Source organism: Streptomyces calidiresistens, assembly GCF_014141525.1.
GTDB lineage: Bacteria > Actinomycetota > Actinomycetes > Streptomycetales > Streptomycetaceae > Streptomyces > Streptomyces calidiresistens.
On record NZ_VKHS01000395.1, the window covers coordinates 1 to 5,046 of the forward strand.

At 74.0% G+C, this 5,046-nt stretch carries 4 protein-coding genes; all 4 read left to right on the plus strand.

From position 1 onward, the window contains the following. A partial coding sequence (locus FOE67_RS16180) for a protein kinase family protein (RefSeq protein WP_228473941.1) occupies nt 1-1,801 on the plus strand: 1,801 nt, incomplete at its 5' end. Nucleotides 1,802-1,860: 59 nt separating this feature from the next. Continuing rightward, the gene (sigM, locus tag FOE67_RS16185; protein ID WP_182664906.1) at nt 1,861-2,586 is read left to right on the plus strand and encodes an RNA polymerase sigma factor SigM; all 726 of its coding nucleotides are present in this window, start codon (nt 1,861-1,863) and stop codon (nt 2,584-2,586) included. After that, nucleotides 2,583-3,779: an anti-sigma factor family protein gene (locus FOE67_RS16190; protein WP_182664908.1), complete on the plus strand. Its 1,197-nt coding sequence runs from the start codon at nt 2,583-2,585 to the stop codon at nt 3,777-3,779. The genes sigM and FOE67_RS16190 overlap by 4 nt, the downstream gene beginning before the upstream one ends. A gap of 258 nt (nt 3,780-4,037) precedes the next feature. Next, a complete protein-coding gene (gene trxB, locus FOE67_RS16195; protein ID WP_182664910.1) occupies nt 4,038-5,006 on the plus strand; it encodes a thioredoxin-disulfide reductase in 969 nt (322 codons plus the stop codon). The last annotated feature ends 40 nt before the right edge of the window (nt 5,007-5,046 follow it).

Consider the following 5,046-nt stretch of genomic DNA (forward strand, 5'->3'; position numbering starts at 1 on the left):
CCCCGCCTCCCGGGAGCCCGGGGGCCCCGGGAGGGAACCCGCCCCCACGGTCGGCGGGACCGACGGGGCCGGCGCGGAAACCTCCACCGGAGCCTCCGAATCCACCGGGGCCGCCGGGACGGACCCGGGGACCGCGAGCCCCGGGACGTCGACCGGTTCGCCGAAGACCCCGGCGCGGGACCGGAACGACGCCCCGGGCGACCGGGGGAGCGGGGATCGGGGACCGGGGAAGGACCGGGCACCGCGCGGAACCCGCCAGCACGAACTGCACTCCGGCCACCGCCTGGTGCGGCGCTACCGGCTCGAGGAGTGCATCACCCGGCTCGAGGGGTTCAGCAGTTGGCGCGCGGTGGACGAGAAGCTCCGCCGCGCCGTGGGCGTCCACGTCCTGCCGGCCCGCCACCCCCGGGCCAAGGCGGTGCTCGCCGCGGCCCGCTCGGCGGCCCTGATGTCCGACCCGCGCTTCGTCCAGGTCCTGGACGCCGACGAGCACGACGGCCTGGTGCAGGTCATCCACGAGTGGTTGCCGGACGCCGTACCGGTGGCCGCCATCCTGCAGGCCGGACCGATGGACGCCCACGAGGCCCGGGCCCTGATCGGCGAGGTGGCCGAGGCCATGTCCGCCGCGCACGAGGCCGGCCTGGCCCACCTGCGGCTGACCCCGGCCACCGTGCTGCGGACGAGCACCGGGCAGGTTCGGATCCGCGGCCTGGCCGTGGACGCCGCCCTGCGCGGCATCGCCTCCGCCCACCCGACCCGTACCGACACCGAGTCCATCGGTGCCCTGCTGTACGCCGCCCTGACCGCCCGCTGGCCCTACCACGAGGGTGCGTACGGACTGCTGGGCGTGGCGGGCCTGGGGCGGGGCTCCCGGGACCCCCTCGCCACCCCGGAGCAGGTCCGCGCCGGGGTTCACCGGGGCCTGTCGGACCTCGCGATGCGAGCCCTGGTCAACGACGGTGCCACCGCGGTGAGCGAGCAACGCCCGTGCACCACCCCGCAGGACGTGGTGGCGGCCCTCGCGGCGATGCCGGCCATCCCGGTTCCCGAGCCCGAGGACGTCCTGCTCCCGGACTTCTCCGTCCCCGGCCGCCCCGCCCGGGGCGCGGCCCTGGCGGGGGACCACCCCGTGGCCGCGCACGACATGGTCCCGCCCGCGCTGCCCGGCCGTACCGGCAAGATCCTCAAGTGGGGGGTCACCGCCCTCGTCATCGCCGCGCTGGGGCTCGGCAGTTGGCAGATCGCCGACGCCCTGTTGGAGGGGGACCCACCGGGCGAGTCCGCCGCACCGCAGCGCCCGGCGCCCGGCACCACCGACGAGGAGGGGGTTCCGGCGGAGGAGGAACCCGAGCCCGGACCGGTGGAGATCGCCCGGGTGGTCGACTTCGACCCCTTCGGCTCCGGCGGCTCCCAGAACCCCTCCGCCGCCCCGCTGGCCGTGGACGGCGACCCGGAGACCTTCTGGCACACCCGCAACTACTTCGGTCCGGGCTTCGGGAACCTCAAGCCGGGTCTGGGCCTGGTACTGGACCTCGGGGAGAGCCGATCGGTGGGTTCCGTGGAGGTGGCGGCACTCGGCGACCACGACATCGAACTGCGGGTCGCCCCGGCGGACGCGGAGACGATGCCGGGATCGCACGAGGCCTACCGGCGGGTCGCCTCCGGCTCGGGATCGTCCCTGAGCCTGACGCCGGAGGAACCGGTGAAGACCCGTTACGTGTTGATCTGGCTCACCGAACTCCCCCTGGGGAACGACGGCAACTACCGTGGGCGCATCACGAACATCAGCGTGACCGGCTGAGCGCGTGCCCCGGCACGTCCGACGTCGGTTCACCGAACGAATTCGACCAAGGGGGCCGGGTGGAACCCGACGAGGATCTCCTGGCGCGTCATGTCGCCGGGGACCCGGACGCCTTCGCGGAACTGGTCCGCCGGCACCGTGACCGGCTGTGGGCCGTGGCCCTGCGCACCCTCGGCGACCGCGAGGAGGCGGCCGACGCGTTGCAGGACGCCTTCGTCTCGGCGCACCGGGCGGCTCCCTCCTTCCAGGGCCGGTCCGCCGTCACCACCTGGTTGCACCGCATCGTGGTGAACGCCTGCCTGGACCGGTTGCGGCGGGCACGCTCGCGTCGCACCTCCCCGCTGCCGGAGCCGGAACGGCTGGAGACCCTGCTGGATCCGCAGGAGTCCGCCGCGGTCCCGGCCGAGCGGGGCGAGGTCCGTCGCGAACTGGCCCGGGCCCTCGCCCGACTTCCCGAGGAACAGCGGGCGGCCCTGGTCCTGGTCGACCTCCAGGGGTATCCGGTGGCGGAGGCCGCCGAACTCCTCGGCGCCCCGGTGGGTACGGTCAAGAGCCGGTGCGCCCGCGGACGCGCCCGCCTGCTGCCCCTGTTGCGCCACCTCCGCGAGGACCCCCCTCCCGGGCACGGGCCGCCGGCGACGGGTGACGGGGATCACCCGTCGCGAAGCGCCTCTTCCGACACGGCACCGGCACCGGTGAGGAACCGGACAAGCGGCTCATCCGTCCCATCGACGAGGCACGGTGACAGCAGCGAGGCGATGAGGGGTGGAGGTGGACATCCGTGAGTGAGCGGCACCCGGACGACGTGCGGCTCGCGGAGTGGGCGGAGGGGCTGTTGCCCCCCGGTCAGGCCGCCTCCATCGACGCGCACCTGGGGGAGTGCGCGCGGTGCCGGGCCGTCGAGGAGGACCTGACCCTGCTCCGCGAGGAGTTGGCGCATCTCAACGACGACCTGCGGATGCCGGGGGACATCGCGGCCCGGCTGGACCTGGCACTGGCCTCACTGCCGCTCATCGCGACGGTGGACACCCCGGGGAGCCCCGACTCCGACCATGCCGGCGAAGGGGCGCGCGACGCGGCGGACCTTCCCGTTTCACGTGAAACCTCCGATGACCGGTGGGCGTCGTTCCCGTCGTCTTCGTCATCTTCGTCGTTCTCATCATCCGGGTCCCCCGAGGACGTGTCCCGGGACGCCCCGTCGGCCGACCGGGCCCCCCTCCACGGGGACTCCGGGGACTCCGGTCACGCGGTCGTTCCGACCCCGATCGGAACGACCTCCCCCGGGGACCGCGGGCGGCGCCGGCGCCCCGCACTCGTGCTCGCCGCCTCCGCGGCCCTCCTGGCCCTGGGTTCCGCCGGGATGCTGCTGCCCCATCTGTTCGACGACGGTGCCGCCGACACGACCGCCGCCGGGGATGCGGCTCCCCGGGAGGACTCCGCCGGGGCCGTCCCCGAGTCGGGAGCGGCGGCCGACGGCGAGGCGCCCCCGGATGCCCGCGAGGTGGGACACCGGGTGCGCCTGCTGCTGCTCGCCTCGGAGACCGAGGCCGATCTCTTCTCGGAGGGCGACGGGAACGAGGAGGCCGAGGAGCACTCCGGCCCGGGGACCGCCCACGGAGATGCCGAGGGGGACCGTCGGGACTCCCCGGACACCGAGGGGTCGGGGAGGGAGGAAACCCTCGGGACCGAGGACGCTCCACCCGCCCTCCCGGAGGGCGCGGAGAACGGACTCGACACCTCCGAACTCACCGACGAGGTGCCCGGCTGCATCCGTTCGGCGATCGGACGCCGGGACATGCCCCTGGTGGCGGAGGAGAACTACGACTACGGCGGCACCCGGGCCTATCTGGTGGTGCTCCCGCACGGGGGGAACGCCCGTCTGGTGGACGCGTTCGTCGTCGACGCCTCCTGTGTGACGGGATCCACGGCGGCCGACCCGGGGGATGTCCTCTTCGAGACCAGCTTCATCCGCGACTGAGAACCCGCCCCCGGGTCCTTCCTCCCGGGGGCGGGCCCGGACGATGGCGGGGCGGGCGGGACGTGGGACGCCCGGCACGCCCCGCGGCCCGCGGCCCGGAAGAGGCTTCACACAACCCTTTCGGGCGCCGGAATCCCGCCCGGGAATGCCCGGGGCCTAGGATCCGTTGGGGCAGGGTGAGGCCCTCCCCGGGCCCGGTCGGGCCGGGGGGATCGGACAACCCCCGAGACGACAACCTCCGAGACAAGGAAGACATCCGTGAGCGAAGTCCGCAACGTCATCGTCATCGGTTCCGGGCCGGCCGGGTACACCGCCGCCCTCTATACCGCTCGTGCCTCGCTCAACCCCCTTGTCTTCGAGGGTTCGGTCACCGCCGGCGGCGCCCTCATGAACACCACCGAGGTGGAGAACTTCCCCGGCTTCCGGGACGGCATCATGGGTCCGGACCTCATGGACAACATGCGCGCCCAGGCCGAGCGCTTCGGGGCGGAGTTGGTACCTGATGACGTGACCGCGGTGGACCTGAGCGGTGAGATCAAGACCGTGACCGACGGGGCCGGGAACGTCCACCGGGCCCGCGCGGTGATCGTCACCACCGGCTCCCAGCACCGCAAGTTGGGGCTGCCGATGGAGGACGAGCTCTCCGGCCGGGGCGTCTCCTACTGCGCCACCTGCGACGGCTTCTTCTTCCGGGAGCAGGACATCGTGGTGGTCGGTGGCGGTGACACCGCCATGGAGGAGGCCACCTTCCTCTCCCGCTTCGCCCGGAGCGTGACCATCGTCCACCGCCGGGACACCCTGCGCGCCTCCGCCGCGATGCAGGAGCGCGCCTTCGCCGACTCCAAGATCACCTTCCGCTGGAACAGCGAGGTGACCGAGCTCCACGAGGAGGGCGGCAAGCTCACGGGGCTGACCCTGCGCGACACCGTGACCGGTGAGGGCTCCCGGCTCGCGGCCACCGGGCTGTTCGTCGCGATCGGACACGACCCCCGGGTCGAGCTCTTCAAGGGGCAGCTCGATCTCGACGCGGAGGGCTACCTCGCGGTGGCCTCCCCCTCCACCCGGACCAACCTGCCCGGCGTCTTCGCCGCGGGCGACGTGGTGGACCACACCTACCGGCAGGCGATCACCGCCGCCGGGACCGGCTGTGCGGCGGCCCTGGACGCCGAGCGCTACCTGGCCGCCCTGGAGGACGTCGAGGACGACCGCGAGCCCGCCCTGCCCTGAGCCCTTCGAGGGCGGGGCCTCCGGGGCCGGGGACCCGTCC